The organism is Sphingobacterium sp. HSC-15S19 (assembly GCF_050433745.1).
Lineage (GTDB): Bacteria > Bacteroidota > Bacteroidia > Sphingobacteriales > Sphingobacteriaceae > Sphingobacterium > Sphingobacterium siyangense.
Map to the genome: position 1 here is coordinate 1 of NZ_JBNPWQ010000048.1, position 25,629 is coordinate 25,629.

Annotated in this window: 31 protein-coding genes; 15 read left to right on the forward strand and 16 right to left on the reverse strand. The window is 37.1% G+C overall.

Annotated features, from left to right (window positions below):
* Positions 1–73: 73 nt before the first annotated feature.
* Positions 74–406 carry a hypothetical protein gene (locus L1283_RS25695; protein WP_429626611.1) on the reverse strand — a complete coding sequence of 111 codons (333 nt, stop codon included), beginning with the start codon at positions 404–406 and terminating at the stop codon, positions 74–76.
* A gap of 167 nt (positions 407–573) precedes the next feature.
* Between L1283_RS25695 and L1283_RS25700 the strand changes: the two genes are divergently transcribed.
* The 7 genes from L1283_RS25700 (at position 574) to L1283_RS25730 (ending at position 4,218) form a co-directional block, all read left to right on the forward strand.
* Positions 574–999, forward strand: a complete 426-nt coding sequence (locus L1283_RS25700) for an organic hydroperoxide resistance protein (protein WP_075991356.1) — start codon at positions 574–576, stop codon at positions 997–999.
* A gap of 3 nt (positions 1,000–1,002) precedes the next feature.
* Positions 1,003–1,371, forward strand: coding sequence for a DUF1304 domain-containing protein (locus tag L1283_RS25705; RefSeq protein WP_075991357.1), 369 nt, complete (start codon positions 1,003–1,005; stop codon positions 1,369–1,371).
* 12 nt (positions 1,372–1,383) lie between these two features.
* Complete coding sequence (locus tag L1283_RS25710) at positions 1,384–2,019, forward strand: nitroreductase family protein (protein WP_120335416.1); 636 nt, start codon at positions 1,384–1,386, stop codon at positions 2,017–2,019.
* Positions 2,020–2,066: 47 nt separating this feature from the next.
* Complete coding sequence (locus L1283_RS25715; protein WP_429626612.1) at positions 2,067–2,498, forward strand: MarR family winged helix-turn-helix transcriptional regulator; 432 nt, start codon at positions 2,067–2,069, stop codon at positions 2,496–2,498.
* A gap of 155 nt (positions 2,499–2,653) precedes the next feature.
* Entirely contained in the window at positions 2,654–3,382 is a 729-nt protein-coding gene (locus tag L1283_RS25720; RefSeq protein ID WP_429626613.1) for a 2OG-Fe(II) oxygenase, read from the forward strand.
* Between the two features lie 10 nt (positions 3,383–3,392).
* On the forward strand, positions 3,393–3,653 hold the full coding sequence (locus L1283_RS25725; RefSeq protein ID WP_075991360.1) for an Ada metal-binding domain-containing protein: 261 nt from the start codon (positions 3,393–3,395) through the stop codon (positions 3,651–3,653).
* A 136-nt stretch (positions 3,654–3,789) separates the two neighbouring features.
* Positions 3,790–4,218 (forward strand): hypothetical protein, encoded by a 429-nt coding sequence (locus L1283_RS25730; protein WP_075991361.1) that lies wholly within the window; start codon positions 3,790–3,792, stop codon positions 4,216–4,218.
* A 23-nt stretch (positions 4,219–4,241) separates the two neighbouring features.
* Here L1283_RS25730 and nudK read toward each other — a convergent pair whose 3' ends face one another.
* From nudK to L1283_RS25750, 4 genes are all read right to left on the reverse strand, one after another.
* Positions 4,242–4,823: a GDP-mannose pyrophosphatase NudK gene (gene nudK / locus L1283_RS25735; RefSeq protein ID WP_075991362.1), complete on the reverse strand. Its 582-nt coding sequence runs from the start codon at positions 4,821–4,823 to the stop codon at positions 4,242–4,244.
* Between the two features lie 16 nt (positions 4,824–4,839).
* Positions 4,840–5,178 (reverse strand): hypothetical protein, encoded by a 339-nt coding sequence (locus L1283_RS25740; RefSeq protein ID WP_075991363.1) that lies wholly within the window; start codon positions 5,176–5,178, stop codon positions 4,840–4,842.
* 118 nt (positions 5,179–5,296) lie between these two features.
* Positions 5,297–6,136: a helix-turn-helix domain-containing protein gene (locus tag L1283_RS25745; RefSeq protein ID WP_312349787.1), complete on the reverse strand. Its 840-nt coding sequence runs from the start codon at positions 6,134–6,136 to the stop codon at positions 5,297–5,299.
* Positions 6,137–6,167: 31 nt separating this feature from the next.
* Entirely contained in the window at positions 6,168–6,401 is a 234-nt protein-coding gene (locus L1283_RS25750) for a hypothetical protein (RefSeq protein WP_429626614.1), read from the reverse strand.
* Positions 6,402–6,774: 373 nt separating this feature from the next.
* Between L1283_RS25750 and L1283_RS25755 the strand changes: the two genes are divergently transcribed.
* Together L1283_RS25755 and L1283_RS25760 are read left to right on the forward strand one after the other, a co-directional pair.
* Positions 6,775–7,536: a helix-turn-helix domain-containing protein gene (locus L1283_RS25755; RefSeq protein ID WP_429626615.1), complete on the forward strand. Its 762-nt coding sequence runs from the start codon at positions 6,775–6,777 to the stop codon at positions 7,534–7,536.
* A 30-nt stretch (positions 7,537–7,566) separates the two neighbouring features.
* Positions 7,567–8,724 (forward strand): FAD-dependent oxidoreductase, encoded by a 1,158-nt coding sequence (locus tag L1283_RS25760; protein WP_429626616.1) that lies wholly within the window; start codon positions 7,567–7,569, stop codon positions 8,722–8,724.
* Between the two features lie 60 nt (positions 8,725–8,784).
* Here L1283_RS25760 and L1283_RS25765 read toward each other — a convergent pair whose 3' ends face one another.
* The 4 genes from L1283_RS25765 to L1283_RS25780 form a co-directional block, all read right to left on the reverse strand.
* Positions 8,785–9,066 (reverse strand): hypothetical protein, encoded by a 282-nt coding sequence (locus L1283_RS25765; protein WP_075991365.1) that lies wholly within the window; start codon positions 9,064–9,066, stop codon positions 8,785–8,787.
* Positions 9,063–9,917, reverse strand: a complete 855-nt coding sequence (locus tag L1283_RS25770) for a DUF2071 domain-containing protein (RefSeq protein WP_429626617.1) — start codon at positions 9,915–9,917, stop codon at positions 9,063–9,065. Before L1283_RS25770 ends, L1283_RS25765 begins: the two co-directional genes overlap by 4 nt.
* Before the next feature lie 36 nt (positions 9,918–9,953).
* A complete protein-coding gene (locus L1283_RS25775; protein ID WP_088160493.1) occupies positions 9,954–10,850 on the reverse strand; it encodes an SIR2 family protein in 897 nt (298 codons plus the stop codon).
* Positions 10,851–10,988: 138 nt separating this feature from the next.
* The gene (locus tag L1283_RS25780) at positions 10,989–13,220 is read right to left on the reverse strand and encodes an ATP-binding protein (protein WP_088160494.1); all 2,232 of its coding nucleotides are present in this window, start codon (positions 13,218–13,220) and stop codon (positions 10,989–10,991) included.
* Positions 13,221–13,828: 608 nt separating this feature from the next.
* Between L1283_RS25780 and L1283_RS25785 the strand changes: the two genes are divergently transcribed.
* From L1283_RS25785 to L1283_RS25795, 3 genes are read left to right on the forward strand one after another with little or no spacing between them, the layout of a single operon-like run.
* On the forward strand, positions 13,829–14,323 hold the full coding sequence (locus tag L1283_RS25785) for an N-acetylmuramoyl-L-alanine amidase (protein WP_088160495.1): 495 nt from the start codon (positions 13,829–13,831) through the stop codon (positions 14,321–14,323).
* Positions 14,310–14,636, forward strand: a complete 327-nt coding sequence (locus tag L1283_RS25790) for a hypothetical protein (RefSeq protein ID WP_088160496.1) — start codon at positions 14,310–14,312, stop codon at positions 14,634–14,636. Before L1283_RS25785 ends, L1283_RS25790 begins: the two co-directional genes overlap by 14 nt.
* 7 nt (positions 14,637–14,643) lie before the next feature.
* Positions 14,644–15,159 (forward strand): hypothetical protein, encoded by a 516-nt coding sequence (locus tag L1283_RS25795; RefSeq protein WP_088160497.1) that lies wholly within the window; start codon positions 14,644–14,646, stop codon positions 15,157–15,159.
* 150 nt (positions 15,160–15,309) lie between these two features.
* Here L1283_RS25795 and L1283_RS25800 read toward each other — a convergent pair whose 3' ends face one another.
* Positions 15,310–15,882, reverse strand: coding sequence for a hypothetical protein (locus L1283_RS25800; protein ID WP_088160498.1), 573 nt, complete (start codon positions 15,880–15,882; stop codon positions 15,310–15,312).
* Between the two features lie 339 nt (positions 15,883–16,221).
* On the opposite strand from L1283_RS25800, the gene L1283_RS25805 reads away from it, so the two are divergent.
* Entirely contained in the window at positions 16,222–17,028 is an 807-nt protein-coding gene (locus L1283_RS25805) for a LexA family transcriptional regulator (RefSeq protein ID WP_075991372.1), read from the forward strand.
* A gap of 526 nt (positions 17,029–17,554) precedes the next feature.
* Here L1283_RS25805 and L1283_RS25810 read toward each other — a convergent pair.
* From L1283_RS25810 to L1283_RS25835, 6 genes are all read right to left on the reverse strand, one after another.
* A complete protein-coding gene (locus L1283_RS25810; RefSeq protein WP_088160499.1) occupies positions 17,555–18,058 on the reverse strand; it encodes a hypothetical protein in 504 nt (167 codons plus the stop codon).
* Between the two features lie 407 nt (positions 18,059–18,465).
* Positions 18,466–18,963, reverse strand: a complete 498-nt coding sequence (locus tag L1283_RS25815; protein WP_088160500.1) for a DUF1772 domain-containing protein — start codon at positions 18,961–18,963, stop codon at positions 18,466–18,468.
* Between the two features lie 202 nt (positions 18,964–19,165).
* Positions 19,166–19,939, reverse strand: a complete 774-nt coding sequence (locus L1283_RS25820) for a helix-turn-helix domain-containing protein (RefSeq protein ID WP_088160501.1) — start codon at positions 19,937–19,939, stop codon at positions 19,166–19,168.
* 145 nt (positions 19,940–20,084) lie between these two features.
* Positions 20,085–20,996, reverse strand: coding sequence for a hypothetical protein (locus tag L1283_RS25825; RefSeq protein WP_088160502.1), 912 nt, complete (start codon positions 20,994–20,996; stop codon positions 20,085–20,087).
* Between the two features lie 163 nt (positions 20,997–21,159).
* Positions 21,160–22,281, reverse strand: coding sequence for an NAD(P)-binding domain-containing protein (locus tag L1283_RS25830; protein WP_088160503.1), 1,122 nt, complete (start codon positions 22,279–22,281; stop codon positions 21,160–21,162).
* A gap of 12 nt (positions 22,282–22,293) precedes the next feature.
* A complete protein-coding gene (locus tag L1283_RS25835) occupies positions 22,294–23,316 on the reverse strand; it encodes an LLM class flavin-dependent oxidoreductase (protein WP_429626618.1) in 1,023 nt (340 codons plus the stop codon).
* 178 nt (positions 23,317–23,494) lie between these two features.
* Here L1283_RS25835 and L1283_RS25840 point away from each other — a divergent pair, with 178 nt between their 5' ends.
* Together L1283_RS25840 and L1283_RS25845 are read left to right on the forward strand one after the other, a co-directional pair.
* Positions 23,495–24,094: an HD domain-containing protein gene (locus tag L1283_RS25840; protein ID WP_232475691.1), complete on the forward strand. Its 600-nt coding sequence runs from the start codon at positions 23,495–23,497 to the stop codon at positions 24,092–24,094.
* Positions 24,095–25,402: 1,308 nt separating this feature from the next.
* Positions 25,403–25,624: a methyltransferase type 11 gene (locus tag L1283_RS25845; RefSeq protein ID WP_120335437.1), complete on the forward strand. Its 222-nt coding sequence runs from the start codon at positions 25,403–25,405 to the stop codon at positions 25,622–25,624.
* The last annotated feature ends 5 nt before the right edge of the window (positions 25,625–25,629 follow it).

Below are 25,629 nucleotides of genomic sequence, written 5' to 3' on the forward strand. Positions count from 1 at the left end.
TCAAGAGCCAAAAAGTTATTTCCATTTTCAGCCCTAAAACAGAAAATACTATATAAAAATTAGAAATTTCTGTCTAAACAAACGGGCGCAGCTTAAAAACACAGAAATACCCCTTTTGATGCTCATCTTTCGGTATCCAATGGTAAGGATCTTTGGGGGTAGCAAATACAAGTGCAGATTCATCGATTTCGATTACTTTGTCGGCATATTCGGCTGTGTTTTTTCCTGTGATTAAGCTGATTTTATAATACGTGCGCTTATTGTAGGGCATGATCGGTTTATCTTTCAATTTAGCGGCAAGTTCCTCAAAGCTGAATACATTAAAATGACCAATCTCTCTTGCGATCTCTTTTGGAATACTCGCATTAATCTCCTGATAAAACTGTTCGATGGAAGTTGTTTTCATTTAAATCCTATTTGCAATAATCAAATGTACTCGTTTTAGATTATATTTAATACATGCTGTACTTTTTTTGAAATTCTGCTATTCTCATTTTAATGTAAATTGCAAAACTATATTTTGCACAATATAATTTCTTATCCTACATTTGTGCAAACAAAACAAATTGAAATATGAAAACGTTATATAACATCGGCGCGACAGCCAAAGGAGGACGAAACGGTCAGGTAAAAAGTGAAAATGGTGTACTGGATTTAGCTGTTCGTATGCCAAAAGGACTAGGAGGTGCGAATGATGATTATGCCAATCCAGAGATGCTTTTTGCTGCAGGTTATGCTGCGTGTTTTGATAGTGCCTTGAATTTGGTTATTAGGTCAGAAAAAGTAAAAACTGGAGAGACTTCGGTAACTGCACATGTGAGTATTGGACAATTGGATAATGGCGGTTTTGGGTTGGCTGCAGAATTACATGCAAATATTCCGGGAGTGAGTTTGGAAGTCGCCCAGCAATTGATTGAAAAAGCACATCAAGTTTGTCCCTACTCAAATGCAACAAGGGGTAATATAGATGTTAAATTGACGGTATCAACTAACGAATAATAGATGAATAACTTGGCTAATGTGCTGACAGCGCTCGTACTTTTAGAACATGTATACATTGTATGGATGGAAATGTTTGCCTGGGAAACTGCAGGAAAACGTAGTTTTGGCAGGGCTCTTCCTGCTGATCTTTTCAAACCCACTAAAGGGCTTGCCGCAAATCAAGGCTTATACAATGGTTTTTTAGTTGCGGGTTTAGCTTGGTCCTTTTTTATCAATGATCCGGTCTGGAGTGGAAATGTACGCCTGTTTTTTCTAGGCTGTGTCCTCGTGGCTGGGGTTTTTGGTGGAATCACAGCGAGCAAAAAGATATTTTTTGTACAAGGAGTTCCTGCACTGTTGGCAATATTATCCATGATTTTCTTAAAATAATTAAATAATTATATGTCACTACTAGAAGATTTAAAATGGCGTCATGCTGTGAAAGCATACGATCCTACAAAAAAAGTTAGTCAGGAAAATGTAGATAAAATCGTTGAGGCTGCACGCTTTGCTCCTACTTCTTCGGGCTTACAGCCATTTAAGATATTGATTGTTGAAAATCAGGCATTGAAAGAAGAATTGGCAAAGGGAGCACTAAATCCAGACTGTATGCGTGAATGTTCACATGTGCTTGTTTTCGCTGCATGGGATCGTTATACGGAAGAACGTATTGATAAAGTTTATGATTTTACAACGGATGAACGAGAACTACCTCGTGGACGTTTTGGTTCCTATACCGAGAAGTTAAAGTCAATTTATCTGAATGAAGCTGCGGAAAGAAATTTTGCGCACACGGCAAGACAGACTTATATAGCCTTAGGTTTGGCTTTGGCTCAGGCAGCTGAACTTCGTGTCGATTCTACCCCTGCAGAAGGCTTCGATAACCATGTGGTGGATACGGTATTGCAATTGGAGAAACATGGATTAAAAAGTGTCTCGTTAATGTATGTTGGTGTGGCGGACTCTTCGAGAGATTGGATTTCGTCAATGAAGAAGGTTCGAGTTCCTAAGGATGAGTTTGTTGTTGAATTCAAATAAGCCCTAAACAACTTTTCAATCCCTCGAAAACTCAATATATTTGTAAGATGGATGATTTATTAAAATTAGACAAACAACTCTGCTTTTCCGTATACGTACTGCATAGGGAAATTATGCAGCGCTATCGCGCGATTCTCGAAGAGATTGATTTGACTTATCCGCAGTATATCACGATGATGGCACTATGGGAAAACGACAGACAAACCGTAAATCAGCTTGGTGGAAAACTATACCTCGACAATGGGACACTCACCCCATTGCTAAAGCGTTTGGAGAGTAAATCGTTGCTTACACGAACACGAAGCAAAGAAGATGAACGTGTGGTTAAAATACAGCTTACAGCACAAGGATTGCAATTAAAGGAAAAGGCGAGCTGTGTTCCCATGCAGATTTTTGAAGCCCTCAAGCTCGACTATGCTGATATGCTTCAGCTTAAAGCTTTGGCAGAAAAAATCGTAAATAATGTTGGAAATAGCTAGTTTTTATACGATATGAAATCAAAAAAGGATTAAATACACCAGCCTGTATTTAGTCCTTTTTTTTGTGATATGGATTGTCTTGAGCGATAAATGTTCGCGTTCCTTTTATTATACATCATATTAGCATATTTCGGATTTTTTGGCAGGACTATAATATGGAGATTCGTGCTATGGAAAATGTCATTCAAAACATAGAAAATCTAAATTGGTCTGCGATTACAGAGGAAATGCATAAACAGGGTTATGTGGTCATTCCAAATCTATTAACAGATTTACAATGCGATCTATTAAAAGACGGGTATTACGATTCGAGGCTCTTCCGCAAAACTGTCGTTATGGAGAGATATCGATTCGGAATAGGAGAGTACAAATATTTTGACTACCCACTACCTGAGTTGATTCAAACGATTCGATCTCAACTTTATCCCCATCTGGCCGTCATTGCTAATGCTTGGTTTCGCGCGCTGAAAGTCGATAAGTCGTTTTCGATGAAACATGAAGACCTTTTGACGGATTGCCGCTTGAAAGGACAAGAACAGGCAACAGTATTGATTTTGAAATATAGTCAAGGAGGTTTCAATACCCTACATCAGGACTTATATGGAGAAGTCTATTTTCCGATGCAAGCGGTGTTTATGTTGAACGAGCCACAAATAGATTTTACAGGGGGGGAATTTGTCCTAACGCAACAAATACCTCGAGCGCAGTCAAAGGCTATTGTTTTGAAACCCCAAAAGGGAGATCTCGTCCTATTTGCAACAAATTTTAGGCCTGAGAAAGGACGAATCGGATATTTTAGGGTTAATATGAAACACGGGGTGAGTGAAGTTACGGCAGGTGAACGCCATGCGTTGGGTATTATTTTTCACGACGCCGAGAGATAAAACCCGCACAATGGAATGGCATAAAAATATATCAGATGCTTCATTGCACGCCAAGATTCGAACGGGAGAAATTCGCTTAGGAGGCAATGAAAAACTAAAAATTTATGGATTGCTTTGTTGTATTTCCGGAAAAAGGATGAAGCGGGAGAACAGGGTCTTTTTTGCCACTGAGCAAGAAGCGCTACAGCATCAATATCGTCCTTGTGGGCACTGCTTAAAAGCGAACTATGTTGAATGGAAGGAAAAAAATAGGAGATTTGGTGAAGTGTAGGTCGCATTAAGTTCTCTTATATAGAGCATCTAAGTAAATCGAGTTTGGAAAAAGCATCTTATGTCAATTTCCTTGTGTATTGTTGAATTTTGTGTTTATCTTGAGGCAGGGTTAATTATCGTAGATCAAAAGAAAAATGCGTTTATTTTCGATTGCTGTTTATTTTATTTTTTCGGCTCTGCTGTTAATAAGCTGTGAAGAGCGGAGACAAGATACTAAAGTATTGAGTTATATAGCGCATAGTGAACGTGATAGTGCCCGTTTGGATCTTAATCTTTTTGAGAGCCGTTTTCATGGTCAATTGTTCTTTTATAGACCTGGAGGTGAGGTTGATTCGGGAGATATTCGCGGCAATATCCAAAAAGACACATTGCTTGGGGACTATTATTATACACCATTTGGCTGGGGACAGAAAAAAAGAAGACCCTTTGTTTTATTAAAAAAAGGGTCTCTGTATATTTTAGGTACAGGAACGGAGCAAGTGTATATGGGAATTCCACATTATATACCTTCAACCATCAATTTCCAAGACCCGAAGTTTATCTTTGAGAAAGTTAATCACTAGCCCTAATCATATAAATTGGGCGTCTACAGTATATCTTTTAATCGAATATATTGTAGTAGCATAATGGTTTTACCATCTTTGATTTCACCTGTATCAATCATATGTAGTGCTTCTTTGATATTGATTTCTAGAATCTCAATATGCTCTTCCTCTTCTTCTAAACCACCGCCATCGCCAACTTTCATGTTATTGGTGTATTCTGCTATAAAAAAATGTAGAATTTCAGTTACAGAACCTGGAGACATATAAGCTTCAAAGATCTTTTTTGCCTCCTTGATCTGATAGCCTGTTTCTTCTTCTGTTTCCCTTCGTATACAGTCGTGTGGAGAATCTTGATCAAGTAGACCTGCACAAGCTTCGATAAGCATGCCTGATTCATTTCCGTTGATGTAGGTGGGTATTCGAAATTGTCTTGTTAATATGACTGTTTGAGTACTGGTATTATAGAGTAAAATGACAGCTCCATTGCCACGATCATAAGCTTCTCGGCTTTGTTGCTGTACCGTACCATCGGGTTTGCTGTATTGATAAGTCACTTTTTTTAAAGTGTACCAGTTGTCTGATAGAATTTCAGTTTTTACAATTTTAATATCTTTTATTGCCATTTTTAGCGCGTTAAAGTCAAAAGATAAAAATAAGAATTGCAATCCAAACTAAGCAGGAAAAACTAAGAGAAGCTTTGATGTATGTCGCGATTCTCCATGGTGCTACCCAGCGTAGTCGAAGCGGGATAAAAAGTAGGATAAAACCCATTGATAAACTAACAGGTATAATCCAAAAGAAATCAATTGGTGCAATCCGACTGTGGGGAAGTAGCGTAACAACCAAAGCAGCAACTAGCGTCAAAGACAGGCCCAAATTTGAAATTATTTTTTCTTTCTCAGGACGGTCGTTACTGGAACCTTGGCCAAAGATGAAAAGAGTTGTGTCCATTACAAGGTTAATAAGCTCAGAAATCATTGATAATGGTGTTTTTATGTAAAAATAACAAGTTTTTGTTTCGCAAATGGACTTACTGTTTATTTTTAACGAAGAAGTATTGGAGCAAAATTTAATTTATGCTAGGTATTGGCGAACCTCAGTCCGTTCTAAATTGCTTTGGATTCAGACCTGTATGTTGTTTGAAAAAATTGGAGAAGTAAGGAGAGTCGACGAAACCAAGTTTGAACGAAATTTCTTTGATAGATAGACCGGTTGCTTTTAACAATCGTTTTGCTTCCAAGATAGTTCGTTGCTGAATGAGCTGGCTTGGAGATACTTCGAGCTTTTGACGGCAGATTTTAGTAAGGTGCGGGGTGGATATATTAAGTTCTTTCGCATAAAAAGATACCGACTTCTCATGCCGAAAATGGATATCAATTAACTCCTGTAACTTTAAGAGACGAGGATTGGATTCATTATTTTGTTCATTTTGGACTACCTTTTGTACCTCTTTGCTTAGTATCGATGCGATCACAGCTGTGCGAGAATAGATAATAGCAGGAACACAATTGTGGTCCTCAAGTTCTTTTCTTATCGCATTAAATTCATAATAAAGTAGAGCAAATGTTTCGTTGGAGAGTGAGATAACAGGATTACGTTGATAGTAAGCGAATGAAAAACGGAAATTGGGTGAAAATTTCTCGAAGTATTCTCTATCGACCATCAATTGGAAACCAGTTGTATTGGCTCCTAATTTCCAGCTATGAACTTGCTTTGGAAACAGGATATGGATTTGATGACGATTAATGTGATAATCTTTAAAATCAATCGTATGGACACCTTCTGCTTGGTCAAAAAGTACCAATAAAAAAAAGTGATGTTGATGTGGACGCGCTATATGATGTTCACCACGTAATTCCGAGTATAAATATCCTTGATTACCTGCAAGCTGGTTTTTTCTAAATTCTTGAATATCTATTGTCGGAAATAACTCCATCGAAATGATTTTGAACCTAAATATAGGTGTTTTATTTTAAACCATCTTTTAGTACCTGTTTGTTGATGGTGAATTCACGATAGCCAAAGGCTCCAGACTTATAACCAATTACAGCACCAAATTCAATGTTTTTTGAGGAAGAGGTCTTTGGGAATACAGAAGAGCGGTATACATTGGCCGAAGCTAAAGGTTTTTCGAAGACGCGAAAGTGTAGACCATCCTTTGAATAGGCCAGATAATTCATATCTGAGGTTTGATTTCTCAAAATCGATTTTAAAAAATATTTTATATGTCGTAAATAGTTCGTTTTCTGGTTTATAAATGTGTTTTTGACTTGTATTTATGAGGTGAAATCCGTCCTTGTACCCCTTGTTTAATCCATCAATTGCGAAAGATTTGAACGTGTAATTTCATTGACTTTAACAACGAATCGTTTTCAGTACGAAAGAACGTTTGCGTAGCGAAGTCATTCATTGTTTCATGATCTAGTGGCTTAGTAGGGGAAATAAGTTCGTTGGTGATGACGTCAAGACCTTATTGTTCAGGTTTTAGACAATAAGTAAACTTAAGATTTAATCGTTAATTTTATGTTGTTATATCAATTAGCATACTCAAAATACGAATGATAAGGACAATTGATGATGGAAGATGGCCTACAATATACAATAGTTAAACCTGATGAAGCGATCGCAAGTTTTGTGGATAGCTTTTGGTGCTTGCGTAATGAATCTGGCGTTATAAAGGAAACCATCGGTTTGCCAGATGGACGTGTTGATTTGTTTCTTTTCAAATCTTCTGTAGATAACTTTAGGATCGTTTTACTTGGTCTAGGAACAATGCCCCATGAAGAAGCGACTATTCCTATTGACGGACAGCTATTTTGTATCAGCTTTAAATTGCTTGGGGCGGAGTATCTTTTAAAGGAAAGTATTGCCGGCATCATCAATACGGGTAAGTTTCTTGCGACTGATTTTTGGGGCTTTTGTGAATTGGATTTAGTTGATTTTGAGTTATTTGTTGTCAAATCTGTACAAATTATTAAGTCACTTCTTCCTTCTATGATTGATGAGCGAAAGCGTAAGTTATTTGAACTGATCTATCAGCGTAAGGGAGCGATTTCAGTTGCCGAACTCTCCGAACAGATTTTTTGGAACAGCAGGCAAATCAATCGTTATTTTAATCAGCAATTTGGACTTTCTTTAAAGTCGTACTGTAATATTTTACGTTTTAGGTCCTCATTGGATCACATTGCAAAAGGGGAACTTTTTCCAGAGGAATATTTTTTCGATCAGACTCATTTTATTAAAGAGATTAAGAAATTTTCGGGAGTAGTTCCCAAAGAGCTGTTAAAAAATAAAAACGACCGATTTATACTATTATCATCGCTTACATCTCAATAGTTTTGTTTTATGAATTTTAAAACAAATAAGATGTTAATAGAAAATAAAAAAATAGCCATAATTGGCGGTGGAATTGGAGGCCTTACGTTAGCTCGATTATTACAGTTAAAGGGGGCTGATGTATCTGTTTATGAGCGGGATTTAAATCCTGAAGTTCGTGTACAGGGCTCTACTTTGGATCTTCATGAAGGGACGGGACTTGAAGCGATGAAACGCGCAGGATTAATGGAAGAGTTCTATAAATATCATCGACCGACTGCGAGTAAGCTGCGTATCGTTGATCAGGATCTCATCGTAAAATTTGATGACCATGATGAAGAGCAGTCAGTCGCCGAAAATCGACCGGAAATAGACCGAGCCCCTTTGCGAGATATCTTATTGAATGCTTTAGAATCGCATACCGTTGTTTGGGATAGTCAATTCGTTGCAATGGAAAGATATGGTGAAGGTTGGTTGTTGCATTTTAAACATGCAGTGGATGCATATGCCGATCTGGTGATCGCAGCAGATGGAGCAAATTCAAGAGTACGTCCTTACTTAAGTAATCTAACGCCTATATATTCGGGAATTACATTGGTTGAGGGAAATATCTATGATGCTGAAAAGAATGCTCCTCATCTTTTTAAATTGGCGAACGGTGGTAAAGTGATGGCTTTTGGATCGGAACAATTTATTGGATATGGTACAAAAGGTGACGGTTCAATGATGTTTGTTGCAAGTACAAAGATGCTAGAAGAAGATTATAATAAGGCTAGAATTGATTTTAAGGACAATAAGCAAGTATCGCAGTGGCTTAAAGATCATTTCCCTGGATGGACCACGGTTTGGGATGAATTTTTTGTGAATGACAATGTTCAGTTTATACCCCGTCCCCAATATTATTTTGCTCTTGATCAACACTGGGAAACACAGACTAACCTTACAATGATCGGAGATGCAGCTCATCGTATGCCACCATTTGCTGGGGAGGGGGCGAATGTAGCAATGCAGGATGCCTTCGAGTTGGCTGAATGCCTGACAAATGGGAAACATGAATCTTTGCTGGAAGCATTATCTTATTTTGAAAAAGACATGATAAGAAGGGGGGCAGAAGCAACACAGGATACATTGGAAAATAGTGATCGCATGCATTCGGCTACTGCTTTATCTGCTATGTTGGAATTTTTTAGCCATCCATCGGCGGATTAACAACCTTAAATCACCTTAAGCAGTATGGAGTAACAAAGGGAGTTTCCAGAAAAAGAATATTTATTTTTTCTGGAACTTCACAAGCAGTAAGCTACCGAAAATAAAATAAAGTATCAGAACTAATGTGCTGCCAAGTGCAAAACCATTGCTAAAAAGTTTATCTAACCCGTATTTGTGATGAAACAGACCGATTCCGACTATACATTGGCATAGTGCATAGCAAATATTTGCTGTTGCCGTATAACCAAAAAGCCCTAAGAAGCGAACTTTTGTTATTCCAAAAATAAAATGGGGCATCGCGTTTGCGAGCAATACAGCTATACTAAAATCGATAAAGTTCATAATTTTATTGTTTTTTCGTGATTCATAAAAAATGAAACCGCCGGTATTTCGAAAGCAAAACACTTTTCATGCTGAACAATATCAGCTAATGTTTCGCTTCTAAAGAAATCAATTTTTAAAGGTCTTATGTCTTTTGGATCGAATTTTAACGCAATATTCGCCTGTCGGAATAGACCATTGTTCAGTGGAGTTAAGGCTTGGTCTTGAATAATTATTTTATTCAGGAGTTGATTGAAATCTTTCGACAGATGGAGAAATTGACTTGGAATATTCCACTGATCACAGGGTTGGCAAACAACCTCCAAGTCTGGTGCATTGCTTCTCCCGGGGATTATTTTGGTGTGAGTTTGAACGCCGATATGGTCATGTTGGAAAGCCAAAGGTTGATGTGTATACATCATGCTACTGAATAAACAACTACCGATGCAATAGATCTGGCTACTCATTACATTTGCGAGAAATAGGACTGTAGGCGCTTTAAATTGCTCTTGGGTTTGACTGATGTAAAGTCTCCAATTACTCTGTAGAGGTGACCCATATAAGGATTTTAAATGATATAGTTTTGCAGGGCCGAAATGGCCATGGCGGTAAGTTAGCACTGAAAATAAAACATGGTTACCGACAGGATCGAGGGTAATTCCTGGGGGGACGAATTGTTGAATTCTGGCGAGAGGCACCATCCAGTTTAAATAAACTACATGGCTAATTTCACTTTTCAATTTTATTGCTGAAAAGGGTTTGGTAAGTATAAACTTTGTTTTCCTCAAGAATAGACTATTCAGAAAGTTTTCAATGCTTAATGTAAATTTGTTTAGTTTGGCAGCGCGAAATTCTTTTTCTATTAATGACATGATAACAAGCTGAAAATCTATGAATTGCTGTATGGTTCAACTTAATATTTTGCTGGGTAGCTTATATCTATTTTTTATGCCTGCGAGGACTTTCTTGTAGTATTTAGTTTTATTGGTTTCGTCAATAATGACAATTTCAACATCGTTTGCTTGAAGTAATTGCATTTTATCTTTGGAGAGTGCATACCATTTTTTAGTTGTATAATAAAAGAGTTGATTTTCAATAAATGCGCTTCGTCTATAATACTTATTTCTGGCGCGATAGGTTAGCAGCCACCAAAGGTCTATTTCTACAAAATCAAGCGATAGACCTAGAATGTGGATATCCTGCGTGAAAAATAAATCAATCCAGGATTGGAGTTTAGTATCCTTTTTTCGGCTTAATCTTTTAATTAGTGCAGCCTTGTAGACCGTTTGCGAATTATAATTTGTCCCATTAACCACATAATCCCTCATTTTTTGCAATTGGCCACAGTAATGTTCATAACCTAGATTAATGGAAGATGGATTTAGGCAGTCACCGTGTATATGCCAATAGCTCGTGTTGCCGATTTGGTGTTTACGAAATACACTGTAGGTCGTTTCACGGATTAAGCCGGTATTTGCTGTGGCGATTTCTCCTTCTAAGCTGAATTCATAGTTAGTGGTGATTATGTTTTCGATCGAAAGATCCCGAATTAATTGGTGTATTTCGTTTTGATTGATTTGAGAGACGCAATCCGATATATAGGTTTTGAGTTCTCTTTCATTAATATGTTTTTCTCGAATTGCGTTAAGGAATATTTCCTCATACAACATAGGAAAAGGTTTTTGTCCATTTTCTAATGAGCTGACTTTATACTTTTCTTTGATGTTGTGTAGTAAATCACTCCAGCTTATTCCTGGTGAAATATTATTAATGTCGTTTCCAACTAATAAAGCAAACTTGTTCATTGTATTATAAATCAAGATTCACGCATGTAAAGTTAAATGACGATGTCAATCAATCTCATTTTTGGTTGTAACATATAATCTATTGAATTTAGATTTCTCTCCTACGAATTTAATAAAAAATCGTAGGATTTATGTCAACTAGATTTGTGATGGTACTGTCGATGGTATTGTCTGCAGGGTTTGACTATTCGTAGGAAAATGAATGTGAAAAATGGTACCTTCATTCAATCTACTATCTACGGTGATTTTTGCATGTAGTCTTTCCACGATTCTTTTGACGATGGACAATCCAACTCCCGAACCGTCAAATTGGACCGCATTTGGTAGGCGATGGAAAATTTCGAAAATCCTTTCAGTATCTTCTGAAGAAATTCCAATACCATTGTCCCAGATTTTATAAACAACGATGTGTCCATGATCTTCACTATCAATACCAATCATAGGAGCTTCCTTGTTGCTGCTGTATTTTATGGCATTTCCTAAAAGGTTTAGAAACAATTGATAAATCAATGTTTTCTCACCATCAATAGGTAGTATTTTGCCTTTTTGAAAATGCAATTGATTAATATTATACCTGACTTTGCAGTCGTCGATAATGTTTTGAATAAAGCGCTCGGGATAGACAGGCTCATATTCAAAATTGTAACTTTTTGTACGGGCAAAATCAGCGGTTTTATCGAGCATATTGTTCATGAGCTGAATGGCTTCCATCATGTTTTTACCAGCTTTTCCTAGAAACTCCTGGCTCAGTCCAGGTCGATCACGAATCATTTGGGCTGTCATTTGTAAGGCTGCTAAAGGATTTTTTAGATCGTGACTCAGTGTATAACTAAAGGTTTCAAGGACATTGTTGATCTCTATCAATTTCTCATTGAGTGCTTGAATCTCTGTTATTTTTTTTAAGCAGGCCTCTTGAATAATGATGCTTAAGTTTTTTAAAAAATTGGTTTCTCGTTCTTTCCATTTAGGTGCGGTGCCACTGACAGTCTTTTTCCAGGCCTCGAACGATGTGCGTGGGGAGGGGAAGTTTATGGGCTTGCTAGGGTCGTAAATAAGTTCTTTTTTAGGTTGCCCTGCCCAAATTTCTTCAATTTTCAATTCCTCTCTAAAAAAGTAAATCTTAAAATCCAGCTTGCTCTCCAAGTCTATTTTTGCGATGCCAGGAAAATGAAAAGGCGTTTGGTTACCTTCCTGGGGCCCTGTAAAATCAGATTGCCAGAATAACTCGCTGTAATTATTGTTAATCAGATTGTTATCTACTTGTTGAATTGTATCCTGGTTGGGCGTTTTGCCTACAAGATGCCATTTATCACGGCTTTTGAAGGCAATGCCATCTGCCTTTAAAATGTTCATTAAACTTGAACCTAAACTTCCGATTACATTGTAGAGGTCGTGTTTTGTGAAAAGACGCTGTCTGATCTCAAATTCTATACTTTTTGTTTTTAGCTTAAAGTTGTTATCTGCAATTTGTTTATTTGCCAGAAAGTTGTTTACGGCATATTGGACAATAAATACGGAGAGATGTCTTTGTGCCAAATCAATGGTTTTTGGTGTTCTATTTTGACAGGCGACTAGTCCCCATAATTTGCCGTTAACAATAATCGAGAAACTCCCGCTCGCACGGACATGTGCATTGCGAAGGTATTGCAGGTGAATGGTTGACATGGCACGTATTCCTGTCATTGATAAGTCGAGTTGCTCGGGTTGAACACCAAGGATTGGGATCGGTATAGCATCTGTATCAGGGGTGACACGCGCAAAGATCTTCGTGTAAAGCAAACGTGCTTGTTGCGGAATGTCAAATTCGGGATAACGATAGCCCAATAAAGGGTCTAGTCCTCCAACAACATGTTCGGCTATGATTTTTCCGTCGCCGTTTTTCGAAAATTTATAGATCATGACACGGTCGTATCCTGTTACTGTATAGATATTTTCGGCTAATGCTTTCCAGATATCCCTACTTGCGTTTATATGTTGGGCATAGTGGTAGATATTCTTGAATTGATGCGATTGTGATTGATGCCTTTCTATCTCGATATAGATCTTATCGTCAAAAGGATAAATACTCAGGTAATGTGCCGTACCATTCAAATGGACATCTGAGACATATCTGTGTTTGAAAATTTCTACTTTATCCTGTAAGATCTGATCTAAATCGATCGGATGAGACAAATTAAGATCACTGATAAATTTTGAAAGGAGAAGCCCCTGATATATACTATGTGCAGGAAATCCTGTTTTTTCGTAATTTTCGCTCCAACCAATACAGTGATGGGATTTGTCAAATACAATAAGACAACCATAATTTTGTACATAACCACAGCGATGAATGGGTTCTTGATCGCAATTTAAAAAATGAGGGTCGTCCATACCAGCTAACTTACAAAAAAAAGATGTATTCTCACCATAATCTGCATAGAAGCAATATAGTGTAAATTGAAACCTCTGTAAAAAATGATTATGTCATTACGATGGGCGGATCAGTCAGATATGTTGTTTTTATTCGTCAAAAAAGGCTAGGCGAACCAACTTCCTAGCCTTCACGGTATAACTCATCCTATGCTATAACAAACAAACAACAAAGCAGTACAGGAAATGTTTGATGCCTCGTCAATGATGTGAGATCTGTTGTGATATGACTTGACAATGATATCACGGTCTTGGTAACATGTTCCCTCATAAATTTCAGTAATATTTTGTTGTGTTATTGTTTGCTTTTGAGGGTGATATGAAGAGTTGGTCCTGTTAAAATCACTTTTGGTGAACGCGTACACCGAAGAAAATTTTGTGTAATATTCGGTATCTGTAACCTACCGCTTACATCCAGCTAATAGTCCGTTCTGCGACAGAGGATCACACTTAACTTTGTATAAAAATAGAAGCTAAATGACGATTGATAAAATGTGTTTCCCTTTTTTAATACACAATGGCAATTTTTTTAGCATAGAAAAAGGTTAAGTCATAAAAAAAGTTCGGATATGGAAATTAAAGAAAACAAATTGATCGGTGTTTCTTATAGAGATACACCAAACAAAGGTGGAATTATTAAACCCGTTTATATTATTATGCACTACGATGGTGCATCCAATGCAACGAGTGCAATTGATTGGATGACTGATTCCCGGAGCAAGGTCTCTGCCCATCTTCATATCAGCCGTGTTGGTGTTATAACGCAATTGGCCCATTTTAATATTAAATGTTGGCATGCGGGCCTTAGTACTTGGGCCGGTCAAAGAGATTTGAATAATTGTAGCATTGGAATTGAATTGCAAAATAAAGGTACGGAGAGCTACACCGAAAAACAGATCAATGTGGCGATAGCTGTTTGTAAAACAATTGTCCGTACTTATTCAATTCGGGAGATTTTGGGACATTCGGATATTTCGCCTGGAAGAAAGGAGGATCCGGGGATACAGTTTCCCTGGGAAAAATTTAAACCGTTAACAAAAGGAAGTTATAATGGAATTACTTGAGATTTTGGAGAAATTGATTATCCCTGTAGTGACAGCTGTAGGGGGGTATTATGTTGGAAGGCCCAAGCAGCAAGCCGAAGTGGAGGCAACAAATGTTGAGAATGCCGGAAAGGTAATTGAAAAATGGGAAGGATATGCCAATAGATTAGAGAAAGATATTGAGCAATTACGGACGATCATTGAAGATCTTAATGAAGGGTTACGTTTAGCAAATGACGAACGTACGTCTTGCGCTAAAACCTTAACGGATTTGCAAGTGAAATATGATGATCTCATGAAACTTTATAATAGGTTACAGGTTGAATTAAAGTGAGTTAAAAATGAAGAATACACTACAGATAATCGCAATGCTGCTACTGGTTAGCAGCTGCGGTTTGTTTAGAAAAGTTGAGAAAACCAAGGGGTCACAAGAGTTTGGTGTCAACGAGAAAAATACCAATTATGCTACTATAGCACAGAACACGGAACATATACAAATTGTTCGATCAGATAAAGAGGTTTTGGTAACAGATGAATATGTGATGCAAATTGAAGGTGAAGGGATCCAAATTATGCAGGATGGTGCTGTTCAGCTACGTAAGGGAAAAGTCTATACGAAAAAGGAACATTATTCTGAAAAGCTGCAGCTTGAGAGTAGGTTCGATACCAATTGGAAAGCTCAGAAGGTAAAAAGTCGTCAGCAAATTGAAACGAAAATGGAACTACGCAAAGCACAATCAAAAGAGGTTTCAAAACCAGCGGTGTCAAGCCTTCTTTATTTTTTAATGGGTGGCAGTGTATTGGTCGGTTTGATTATTTGGTGGGTAAAGAAACGTAAGTTTGTTGAGTCTTGGTAGTTTCCGATTAAAAAATGTTACTATTATTCTTAATGAAGTTCAGATAAGAAGCACAAAATAGTCCTTGAGTATTTAAAATTCAAGGACTATATTTTTGGAACCGGGCAGAATTGCCGAATTAGCAGAGCTGGTGTGATTGTACAAATAATACTAAACCCCATCGAAATGCCTGTCAATAAGGTAATAATTGGCAATCTGTTTAATTTCCTTTTTGAAATCACGATAGAGGTCAAATTGATTGCAAGCACAGATGATAGATTTCTGTAACGTGTCATTATTTATTTTTAAATAAGGGCCAAGTTCCTTATATATGCTACTTTTTACTTTTGTTTTCAGATTATCTAATTTTTCCGGCTGAAAAATACGTAGAACAACGGCGATAGCTTTGTAACGATGCTGAATATCCTTATAATTGATATATTCACCCATAATCTGTTGAGAAGGTATACCCACAAATTGACAATAACAGTCAATTACTTGACTGATCTTGGAAAGGTCAGATTCATATATCTTATCGATGGATTTTAATATTTCAGGATGATTTTCTTTCAAGAAACTCATGATGAATGAATGATATAGTGAGTTCATACCCTGTGAGCTATTTTTGTCGGTTATTGTACTGCTTTCTTCTTTTCTTAAATTACTGTTGTGCTTTTGTCGTTGATGATAATCTACTGCGTAAACAATGTGCTGTCTGGGATGTTGTGTCATGAGCTGTTCCATTTTCTTTTTATCTTTAAGTATGAACTGATTTTAGTCTCGCTAATTGCAAATCCAGTGAATAGCTAATTTACTTACTACCCTGTTCGTCTATTCTATGAATTTAATAGTCTATTGGTGTTAAACAAAGTTAAACAAATTTGTTAATCATACAAGATTATTTGAAGCATATTTTTACTTTTTATATGGAAATATAAACTTATTTGTTTAACTATAATGTATTGGTAATTAGGTTTTTATTGTTTTATTTTGATTGTCTGTTTGTTTAGGTTTAATAAGTTGTGTAACTTAGTGTCAGATTGTTATATATTTGTGTAACATTTGTTAAATACCCGATCGACTATGGAAACTTATCCAAATAATAACTTTGAAGTTTTACGCTTGGAGATGCGCGTTACTAACCGTGAATTCGCGTCTTTATTGGGTGTACGCGAACAGGTGTACTCGCGTATTAAAAAAGGAGAGTATCCTATTGGACTTACGATGAAAACACGTATTCAAGCGGCTTTTCCTCAGGTTCAGTATGACTGGTTGGTGTATGGAAAAGGTGAAAGAGTGGAGATAACTCCTTTAATGCACCCCGACACGATAGCAATGCTTAGTATTGGTAACGGTAAGTCAATAGGGTATTTTTCGGAGGACGTCAAGTTTATTGACGAAAATAAGAATAATATATTTTTTGAAGTTTCCCCAGGACGATATTTGATGCAGACAAAACTTGTGACAGAGAAAGCTAAAGCGGGGTATTTGTCAGGCTTTTCTGATGCTGAATATATGGACGATTTACCGGCACATTTTATTACGGTCAATGAGTTCCATAAAGGTGCCTATCGTTCTTTTGAAGTTAGTGGTGATAGTATGACCGATGGAACCGATGCAAGTGTATTGGACGGCGATATTGTGACGGGACGTTTGATTAAAAGGGAGTTATGGCAATCAAAATTTCATACCCACAAATATCGTTATTGGGTTGTTGTACATAAATATGAAGGAGTCATTATCAAAGAAATTGCTCATCATGATGTCAATAACGGAATTCTTACCCTTCGTTCGCTAAATACTGATAAAACAAGATACCCGGATTTTGAAGTAAGTCTAGATGATGTTGACCAAATTTTTAATGTTGTAGATATTAGCCGTTCGCTTTAGGGGCAGCCTAACTCAGCATATGATCGTTTTGATGGTTCGTCTTTTCATATCAACGTTTATAGGTGGACCGTTTTGTTTAGGCTATAGGTGCGATAAATTAATCCAATCGCCCGCTATTAAATTGAAAGTTCTCCGTATCAATTCTTTATGATTTTGCTAAAAAATATAGAAATAAAAACTAATTATATTAGTTTTTATTTCTATATTTGATTATAAATTGAACGTTTGCGGGCATGTTGTTGCGTGCTGTCTTGGCGCACCTAGTATATATTTAATGTTGAGAAGGCCGATAACGTGAAGAGAATATTGGTTGCTCATTATTCAGGCATGTCCGTGGCGTTCAATTGAAATAATAGGTACATGTGCGCAGGTTGTCAGGGCGGGTAGAGGCATTTTTGAATAAATCAAACTATTTACTAAGTTGTACCTACGGACTTACCATTTACTAATCATCATATGTTTATTTTTGAAGCCAGGTTTTGAAATCTGGCTTTTTTATTTCTTATGCTATCAATTGTTGTTAATTTTAGTCTTTTACAAAGCTTACATCGGTTATTTTATAGGAAAAATTATCTTTTTCCCGTTCAGTTTCAGGTTTTTCCATTTCACTGTAGTGAACAGTTCCCTTCATCTTGAAGGTTGTATGGGAATCTAGATTGATTTTTTCTCCCTTATCGTCAAATACATAAAAGTTCTTAAGCGTATAATTTTTCTGATCTGCGGGAATTTCAAATAAAACATTGTTTTTTTCTGTTCCTACAGGTAATATAACGCTGAATGCAGTGAATTTTTCAGAACTAAATGCATGGGATTTAACTACGAAATTCATGGCCATAGTTTTTGATTTACCTGATGAGAATGTAAAGGATGGTGCATCAAATTCACCTGTTAATGTAATGGTTTTGTTTTGATTGTCATAGTTTGATTCGATAGCTTTTACCGTATCAACAGAACTGCCATTGCAAGATGTGAACAGCGCCATGGCTGAAGATATTAACAATGATGTCGAAAGTAAGTGTTTTGTTTTCATTGGGAAAAATCTCATTAATTGTATATTATTTTGAGCATAACGTACTTCATACTGCTATGCTCCTTTTTTAATTGTAAAGACTCTTTTTATTGATAGACAACTTCTGCTCATTTATGTTTTGGCAGTTTCGTGAAGATTTCTTTGAACCATCAATATACATGCCTTCATGATAATTTAAGCTCACATTCAATAACATCCGTTGATCAATTTTTATAAAAGTAAAGTATTGAGGAAGAGGTTTTAGTACTTGATTTAAATTCGGGGGGAATGAATTTAAATTCGCATGCCGTGGGCTTTTTTTCGTCTATAAGAGATAGGTAAATGATAAACGCGAGTTTTATTTCGGCGGAAATGTCAGTAAACTGGTTATAAAGATTTGATCTTATACGATTAGCCCAATGTTATGATCAATTTTTTGATTTAAAAAAGACCAAGTTAATAACTAAACAAGTGAGTGTAAGTAAAGAAGAGCAAGTTCGGATGTTATTCCAAAATACCCAGGGTTTTTCAAAAGCGTCACGTGCAAGTCTTAACGATTTTTCTGAAGATATCAATAGGTCTATCGAGGCTAATTGATTATTTAAGGGTACATTTTGCGTGCCTGTAACCACAAATACACCAATAATATAGCTTAGGCATGCTGCTAGGGTTAGATAAAATTTTGGCGAATACAGATCAAAAAATAATATGGTAGCCATGAATAACAAAATTGGTGCACCTAGAAAACAGCAGTAAAAAGCTGAGTTTAGTATTTCTTTATTGATATTTTGCATGGCCATCAAAAAGGCTTTATCGTTGAGTTTATGTAGACCCAAATTGACCGAAAAGGTATACGAAAAAAACAAGCCTGATATGATAGCCGAAAATATTGTTGCCAGCGCTAAAATGATGTCTTGCGATTTCATGTCTATATTTTTTTTGATGTACAATGTTTTACTGAACCTAATTCTCTAGGAGCTCTAATTTATCAAAGCATTGTTTTCTTATAGCAAATCTTTCGAAGAAGTTGAGGCTTTAAGAAATTACACACTTTCGTTGAGCTCGCCCTTAGACAATACAAAAGTTGTGATAAACAGTGAGTCAATATAGAATAAAAACGACAGTAACCTACTTTTTGTTAAATGATGTTGGCGTTGTTCCTGTGAAAGTCTTAAAGACACGAATAAAGTGCGATTGGTCGGAGAACCCATTTTCATAAACAATTTCCGTTAGCTTTTGGAAATCTTTGCTATTAAGCTGTTTCAAAGCGGCCTGAAACTGTACCATTTTAGCGAATTGTTTAGCGGACACCCCAGTTTCCTTGAAAAACCTTCTTTCAAAAGTTCGGATGTTCAATGCTTCTTTTTTTGCAATTTCCTTAATAATGATTTGGCCCTTTTTTTTGATGATTTCGAGAATTGCTCGCTGAATCGAAAAATCTATGTTATATTTCTTGCTATCGAAAAAGCTGAGGAGCGATTGTGTTAATAGTTGGATGCTGTTTTCAGCATTTGAAGATGAGAATAATGTACTGCTTAGTTGGTGGAAGGCTCTATTTGAAGGAGCATCTAGATCATAGCAGTCGTCGTTTATGCTTTCGGGCGAGATACCCCAAAATCGGCGTAATACAAATGGGTAAAATTGAAAAACGATAATCTGAAAAGGCCCTGTTACATCTATTGAAATCGGTTTTATTGTCTGACCATAGAGAAAAATCGTCGGCATCTTTTTATCATGGGGCTTGATTGTAAAATCACCATAGCATCGTTGAAACAATAGACCAGGGTAACCATCAGCATAAAAAGGTAAGTTTACGCGATCATTTTTCTGACTTTCAAATACCAGGATCGCCTTTACGAATAATGTAATGGATGTATCAGGGCTGATAATTTGAGAATTCATCAATTAACTTTGTTGGCTTTTGATTACGACCTGTTGTACGTTTAAATATACTGAAAAATCTATTATAAGATGGAGTTGCCCTAAGATTTTCATTAGCGGATTTGTAATATCATGGTATATCTAAAGTCTACGCATGTAATCCGATTTATTTGAAATAAGAAAGGGGATTTTCTCTTCTCACCTGAAATAATTGTGCATGTTCCAGTAATTTAACATAATTATTTTGCCAATAATTGGCAATCCAATTTGAATCCAACGAAGGGTTGTAATGACTCAGGTCACTTTTTAAAACGACCGAATCCACTGCTGTCCCAACATTCCAAATGCTTATTTTGCTGTAACGTCCCCTGTAGGGAGGGGTATAACATTTAATAGCCTGCACGCAACTGTCAACCGAGGGATAATCATAACTGTCGAAATTATCCAATGTTGCAATGCTGATTTTCTGATAATTTTCATCAATCGCAAAGAGTTCTGAATGTGTTTCGATGATTTCTCCGCAAATAGAGTTCCTGGATTTCTCTTCGTTCCAAAAATACTGAATGGGAAAACTATGCTTATAAAACGCGGTTTTCCCTTTGATTTTAAGTGGTTTGCTGTTGTGGTATTCACCTATCTCAATAAAATTTTCAACCTTTGGATTAAACAAATAGGCATGTTCTTGCCACTTCTTGTTCCATACAATATCTTCAAAACCGTCTTTGTTTTGATCGGTAAACGATAATCCTGAATTATTGGTCTTATAATCCATATCTCGCATAATGAGGTGCCATTGATTATTTTGCAGCTTTTCGACCTGAAAGAAACACGCTGAGTCGTTTTTAAAGACGGAAAATCTATAACGCTTATTTGCTATAAAAGAACAATCTTGTTCTATCAGGTTGTAATTCGAAGTTTTTAGGCTATCGATTTCCTGGTAGACTAGAAAAGAATCCGGTAATTGCACATGCTTGTTGTGCGAGTTACAACTAAAGAATGCAACGGCGAATAGTCCCAGCAACAATTTCCAGCTCTGGTTTATTATTTTTGTACGGAATGGCTGTTTGAAATGTCTCATATCAATTAAGCTGTGCTGGTGCGTATTATTGATCGTCTGTCGTATACCTTTGTTTCAGTGAACTCTGACAATAGTGGTTATAATTTTTAAGATTCGTACTGTTGTTAAATAGCGTATAAAATAAATTGACTTTTTGTTATTGTACTCAAAATTGAAACTACCATTATAGTTGGATCCCACTAAATGTATTTGTGTTCAGGTCGGCAGCTGAAAGCGTTTTTAGAAGTTCTCTAGCTGCGGCGCTACCTGCACGGTTTGCACCGATTGTCGATGCTGATGGACCATAACCCACGAGGTGAATTCTTGGTTCTTTAGCGACCATAGTCGCTAGTCTTCCTGCCATTTGAATGCCGCCCTGTTTTTCTTTTGGCAGCACAGCGTCTAGATGGCGCAATGAACTTTTAAAGCCTGTATTCCAAAGTATAACATCTGCTTGTTGTTCTGTTCCATCGGCCCATTTGATCCCCTTTTCTGTTATTTCTTGAAACATTGGAAAACGTTGAAGGACACCCCGTTTTTCCATCTCCTGGATTTTTGTAGAATAGGGGAGGCCCGTAACGGAAACGACAGACAAAGGTGAAAGCCCCAACCGTACACGTTCCTCTACCATAGCAACAGCATTATGCCCAGCCATGTCATCAAATGGCCCCTCTCTGAATAAAGGTGGTCGTCGTGTTACCCAGGTTGTCGTTGTAACCTTCGAGATTTGGTCCAATAGCTGTATGGCAGAAATACCGGCTCCAACAACAATAACATGTTTGCCACGAAAATACTCTGCAGTTTTAAAATCCTTTGTGTGAAGTTGCTCGCCACGAAATAATTCTGCACCTGGATAGGTAGGAATATAGGGGTTTTCCCATGTTCCGGTGGCGTTGATAATACCGAGTGCTGAGAAAAGAGTTTCTGCCGTATCGATATGAAAGCGATCTTGGTACAAGTAGACTTTTTCTACTTTAGCTGGTCGATATACTTGAAGTCCAAATTTTTCTTCATAAAGTTTAAAATAATGGGGAACAGCGGTGTTTGCCTGAACTTCCGCCCCTTTTGTTGATAAAGTCTCCTCAAACGACATGCCGGGCAAATCGTGTATTTTATTGACTGTACTTAAGGTAAGGGAGTCCCAGCGAAATTGCCAGGCTCCTCCTGGTGCAGAGGCTTCATCCAAGATGATAAAATCCGGCCCGATTTTAAGTCCGAGCTTCTTCAAATGATAAGCAGCAGAAAGTCCAGCCTGACCCGCACCAATGACTGCAATTTTTGTTTTGTAGCGAATGTTCTTTATCATACGAGAGTGGAGTTAACGCCAACCAAGTTCGGGAGCTACGTGTTCCAAAATGGCTGAAAGAATGTGGACATTGTAGTCGACCCCTAGCGTATTTGGAACGGTCAATAATAGCGTGTCTGCTTCCTGTATTGCTTCATCTTGCGCTAGTTCTTTCACGAGTTGATCTGGTTCTGCGGCATAACTTCGCCCAAAAATCGTCCGCTTGTCCGATTCTATTACCCCAATTTTATCTGTTTTGTCAGCCTCTTGCCCGAAGTAATAACGATCTAAATCATCGACCAGAGCGAATATGGATCGACTGACCGAAACGCGGGGTTCACCAGGGTGCCCTGCTTCCTTCCAGGCCTCTTTGTATAAACGTATTTGTTCGGCCTGCTGAATATGAAAAGGTTTGCCATTTTCATCATATTTCAAAGTGGAACTTTGCAGGTGCATCCTGTTTTGAGCAGCCCATACAGCCGTGGCATTCGATGCTGCTCCCCACCAGATACGATCACGTAACCCTTCCGAATGGGGTTCGAGTCTCAGCAAACCGGGCGGGTTTGGAAACATTGGATAGGGATTTGGTTCAGCGAAACCAATTCCTTTAAGTTTTTCTAAAAATTCCAATGCTTTTTGCCTTCCCATATCAGCATCTGTTTCGCCCTCGTTGATATTGTAACCAAAGTAACGCCAACCATCTATTACTTGTTCAGGCGATCCTCTGCTGATGCCGAGCTGCAATCTGCCCCCGGAGATTAGATCTGCAGCTCCTGCGTCTTCCACCATATAAAGGGGGTTTTCATAGCGCATATCGATGACGCCGGTGCCGATCTCAATTTTGGAGGTTTTGGCTCCAATGGCCGATAATAGAGGAAAGGGAGATGCTAGCTGATTCACAAAATGGTGTACACGGAAATATGCACCATCTATGCCTATTTCTTCAGCAGCTACTGCTAGATCGATGGATTGCAATAAAGTATCGCTTGCGGTCTGCGTACTATATGCGGGATGCTTGGACCAATGGCCAAAAGATAAAAAGCCTATTTTTTTCATAAATCACAATGGGATTTGATGTCAATCAAATTTAATAAATGTTGCGATTATTTCGGTAGTTTACATTGTCCGATGGGTGTCAATAATATATGGTTTGAATGAATTTCCCAAATGACAAGTAGGCTGTGGCTCAAAAAGAGTAATTTTATATATTATTCAATTGTATTAGTGATTCAGGATGATGCTTTCAGACAAATTATTACAACAGATCGAGTTTATTAAGGAGATCGATAAGATTAAATATATCCAGCGCAGGACAAAACTTTTCAATAGTGACCGTCCCGAAAATGACGCTGAACATAGTTGGCATCTTGCCCTCATGGCTATTGTACTTTCAGAACACGCAAATCAATCAGTGGATTTATTGAAGGTAGTCAAAATGGTATTGATACACGATATCGTCGAAATTGATGCAGGTGATACTTTTATCTATGATACAGAAAAAAATCATACCAATACAGGTGCGGAGCGTTTGGCAGCTCAGCGGATTTTTGGAATTTTGCCTGGGCAGCAAGCAGAGGAACTCATTGCGATCTGGGAAGAATTTGAAGCTGGCCAAACGCCAGAAGCACAGTTCGCACGAGCGATGGATCGATTGGAACCACTTTTACAGAATAGTTCCAATAATGGTGGAACCTGGAATGAACCTGGTGTAAATTATGAAAAGGTTTATGCAAAAAAATCTGTCATCAAGGATGGCTCAGCAGTATTGTGGGAATATGCAGAAAAATTGATCGATGCTGGAGTTGCTCGGGGGATTCTCAAAAAGGGAGAGTAGTTAGGATACTGATCAATGGCAAGCAGTAAATCCGATACTATTGCTGACAGCTGCCAGCTTTTTATGATGATTGATAACTAAGTTCAGCGGTAAGTCTTCGAGTTCTATTTGTTTCCCAACAGAGGTTAGTGTCCAGCCATTTGGTAGTCCAACTTTATTGCTTTCCAAAAAGAACTAATTCTATTTTGTATATTGTTTTGACTGAACGTGAGCTGCGAGGTTGCAAACATGCACGTTGTCAAAATGAATGTTCCTATTCTTTTCATGGGACATATTTACGAAATTGAGTAGTCAGACTAAATAGGAAGCATCAAAATTAAAGAAAACTTAATATTGGACCGCGAACTTAGCGTAGGTGATAACGCGCTGTTTTTTAGTATGGTCAAGAGCCTCTGAAAATCTGTTTGTAAAAAAATATATGACAGAAAGTTTAGTATGGAATTCTCTTGTGTAATTGTTTATGGCAAGAGTTGGTCGGTTTATAGATAAAAGTCTGTTGTTTACCGATGGAAATTGTTCTTTCACCGAAAACTTTTGGTTTTTTAAAGTTTATTTTTTGAAATTGGATTGATAAACTATTCAATCTTTATTTATGATACACTTCTTTAATTCATTGGTAATTTTAACTATAGTAGGATTGATAACCATCTTTACCAGCGTGAAAACCAAAGATTCCCAGGCCAATATTGGGGACACTATAGTAGAATATAAATCTTCAATCAATCGCGCTATTAAGCCCAGTATCCTACACAATATGCGACAAGATAAGGTTCGACTATACATGGATTACAAAGATTCTATTTTGTAACATTAACTTTCTTATTTGAAGTGACTGTTTTTATTTTTTGAAAAATATAATTTTTAAATTACTTTATTGTTATATAGATTAATTTCGTATATTGAGTTATATTGAAAATCAAGAAGGTATATTATTGTGTCTGTTCTGTTTTGCAGCGCTCTAGCGCAATTTCCATCTTTATGAAGCCTATATTTTTAAATTGATTATTCTTAAATAGCTTATTATGAAAAAGAAAAGTTCGTCGTGGTTTTTTTATGCCATTATTGCTATTGTCATTTGCGTATTTTTATTATTGAATCTTCCTGAACTTATTCAGGGATTTATGAATGGTTATAATTCAGTTATTAAATAGTAGCCTGGTGTTTACCGTTTAATTTACCATACTTACCGAGTTTTTTACTGTATTTATCTAAACTTTGTAGCTGTTGTACGCGCTGTATTGTAGTTTAGAATGAGTAAATGGAATAGGATTAACACCGTATTTCTTGAATGGAACTTAATCAGATCTAATGAAACGAGTCGAAATATTTAAAACCAATGTTTATCGAATGAAGGATGCACAGCGAATTGTTGCAACTCTTGTCAGCCTGTTTTCCGCTTATAAAATTAACTTCGATCTTGACGATGAAGAACGTATTCTAAGAATTGAATCTTCACAATTGGAAATTGAGACCAACAGCATTGTTAGAAAGATGTTCGAGTGGGGTTATCGTTGTGAAAGAATCATTTAATTATG

Coding starts and splice junctions, on each gene's coding strand:
- L1283_RS25720 (WP_429626613.1), top strand. CDS start 2,654: ATGGAGATTCGTGCTATGGAAAATGTCATTCAAAACATAGAAAATCTA.
- nudK (WP_075991362.1), bottom strand. CDS start 4,823: ATGGCAATAAAAGATATTAAAATTGTAAAAACTGAAATTCTATCAGAC.
- L1283_RS25730 (WP_075991361.1), top strand. CDS start 3,790: ATGCGTTTATTTTCGATTGCTGTTTATTTTATTTTTTCGGCTCTGCTG.
- L1283_RS25770 (WP_429626617.1), bottom strand. CDS start 9,917: ATGTCATTAATAGAAAAAGAATTTCGCGCTGCCAAACTAAACAAATTT.
- L1283_RS25835 (WP_429626618.1), bottom strand. CDS start 23,316: ATGAAAAAAATAGGCTTTTTATCTTTTGGCCATTGGTCCAAGCATCCC.
- L1283_RS25715 (WP_429626612.1), top strand. CDS start 2,067: ATGGATGATTTATTAAAATTAGACAAACAACTCTGCTTTTCCGTATAC.
- L1283_RS25805 (WP_075991372.1), top strand. CDS start 16,222: ATGGAAACTTATCCAAATAATAACTTTGAAGTTTTACGCTTGGAGATG.
- L1283_RS25705 (WP_075991357.1), top strand. CDS start 1,003: ATGAATAACTTGGCTAATGTGCTGACAGCGCTCGTACTTTTAGAACAT.
- L1283_RS25810 (WP_088160499.1), bottom strand. CDS start 18,058: ATGAAAACAAAACACTTACTTTCGACATCATTGTTAATATCTTCAGCC.
- L1283_RS25780 (WP_088160494.1), bottom strand. CDS start 13,220: ATGGACGACCCTCATTTTTTAAATTGCGATCAAGAACCCATTCATCGC.
- L1283_RS25840 (WP_232475691.1), top strand. CDS start 23,495: ATGATGCTTTCAGACAAATTATTACAACAGATCGAGTTTATTAAGGAG.
- L1283_RS25815 (WP_088160500.1), bottom strand. CDS start 18,963: ATGAAATCGCAAGACATCATTTTAGCGCTGGCAACAATATTTTCGGCT.
- L1283_RS25725 (WP_075991360.1), top strand. CDS start 3,393: ATGGAATGGCATAAAAATATATCAGATGCTTCATTGCACGCCAAGATT.
- L1283_RS25760 (WP_429626616.1), top strand. CDS start 7,567: ATGTTAATAGAAAATAAAAAAATAGCCATAATTGGCGGTGGAATTGGA.
- L1283_RS25710 (WP_120335416.1), top strand. CDS start 1,384: ATGTCACTACTAGAAGATTTAAAATGGCGTCATGCTGTGAAAGCATAC.
- L1283_RS25755 (WP_429626615.1), top strand. CDS start 6,775: ATGATGGAAGATGGCCTACAATATACAATAGTTAAACCTGATGAAGCG.
- L1283_RS25700 (WP_075991356.1), top strand. CDS start 574: ATGAAAACGTTATATAACATCGGCGCGACAGCCAAAGGAGGACGAAAC.
- L1283_RS25695 (WP_429626611.1), bottom strand. CDS start 406: ATGAAAACAACTTCCATCGAACAGTTTTATCAGGAGATTAATGCGAGT.
- L1283_RS25775 (WP_088160493.1), bottom strand. CDS start 10,850: ATGAACAAGTTTGCTTTATTAGTTGGAAACGACATTAATAATATTTCA.
- L1283_RS25745 (WP_312349787.1), bottom strand. CDS start 6,136: ATGGAGTTATTTCCGACAATAGATATTCAAGAATTTAGAAAAAACCAG.
- L1283_RS25825 (WP_088160502.1), bottom strand. CDS start 20,996: ATGAGACATTTCAAACAGCCATTCCGTACAAAAATAATAAACCAGAGC.
- L1283_RS25795 (WP_088160497.1), top strand. CDS start 14,644: ATGAAGAATACACTACAGATAATCGCAATGCTGCTACTGGTTAGCAGC.
- L1283_RS25800 (WP_088160498.1), bottom strand. CDS start 15,882: ATGGAACAGCTCATGACACAACATCCCAGACAGCACATTGTTTACGCA.
- L1283_RS25790 (WP_088160496.1), top strand. CDS start 14,310: ATGGAATTACTTGAGATTTTGGAGAAATTGATTATCCCTGTAGTGACA.
- L1283_RS25785 (WP_088160495.1), top strand. CDS start 13,829: ATGGAAATTAAAGAAAACAAATTGATCGGTGTTTCTTATAGAGATACA.
- L1283_RS25830 (WP_088160503.1), bottom strand. CDS start 22,281: ATGATAAAGAACATTCGCTACAAAACAAAAATTGCAGTCATTGGTGCG.
- L1283_RS25845 (WP_120335437.1), top strand. CDS start 25,403: ATGAAACGAGTCGAAATATTTAAAACCAATGTTTATCGAATGAAGGAT.
- L1283_RS25765 (WP_075991365.1), bottom strand. CDS start 9,066: ATGAACTTTATCGATTTTAGTATAGCTGTATTGCTCGCAAACGCGATG.
- L1283_RS25740 (WP_075991363.1), bottom strand. CDS start 5,178: ATGATTTCTGAGCTTATTAACCTTGTAATGGACACAACTCTTTTCATC.
- L1283_RS25820 (WP_088160501.1), bottom strand. CDS start 19,939: ATGAATTCTCAAATTATCAGCCCTGATACATCCATTACATTATTCGTA.